General features: G+C 31.9%; 1 protein-coding gene. It reads left to right on the forward strand.

What is annotated here, in order from left to right; all coding sequences use genetic code 11:
- Window positions 1–379: 379 nt before the first annotated feature.
- Window positions 380–838 (forward strand): hypothetical protein (locus E1171_RS00595; protein ID WP_155203081.1); only part of this gene is annotated, 459 nt, incomplete at its 3' end.

Raw genomic sequence — 838 nt, forward strand, 5'->3', positions numbered from 1 at the left:
TTAGTCATTTTAATACCAAGGTAATGGTAATTAAGGGTTAGAGTAAGGGAAAGCAATTCTTCTAGAACCCTTAAAATCATCCAATTAACAATTGGTTATCAACTTCATTATCTTTCAAAGGAATTCATTCAATACCTATATTTAAATTTTATTCAAAAAAGATGGTGGATAAATTTCCCAAACCAACGCCTATATTCTTTTAGGAAAACTTCTAAAAAATCTAAGTCTACAACTAAGGCTTAAATTCAAAACTAGTTTTCTTTGTTTAAGTCATTAAAACATCCCAAAAAGGCCTTATCAATAAATATCTTTAATACATTTACGAATTTAATAGTTTTACTTTGCCAAGTACTTGACTCTAACCCAACGAAATCAGCCAATGAAAATAAAATTTAACAACGGGGTATTAAAAAGTAAAAAGTGGGAATTAGACAACATTTCCATTGCTCATACCACTGTTCATTATCATACTTTTGGTTCTCATTACTCCAAAAATGATTCTGATTTCGTCCGTTTACATTTCGGGCTAAGCGGTGACTATCGCTTTCACTACAGACAGTTGAATGCTTCATTCAATCTTTCTGGGCCACACAACAACATCATGTATTCGAAGGGCCTCGAATTAGAGGTATTAATTAAGAGTAAACGCATTGAAACCTTTGGGGTTAATTTTAAGACCTCTTCATTTTTAGATATTGCCCAAAATGGGAATGATTCACTGAAAAGGCTCGCAGAAAAAGTGGAAAGAAAAGAAAATAGTATTCTTTCTAGCAACTGGAAACCGAAGAATTTTAAAATTGAACAGGTGATTAATGAAATCATTAATTGCTCCTTTACC

Source organism: Xanthovirga aplysinae (genome assembly GCF_009711365.1).
Lineage (GTDB): Bacteria > Bacteroidota > Bacteroidia > Cytophagales > Cyclobacteriaceae > Xanthovirga > Xanthovirga aplysinae.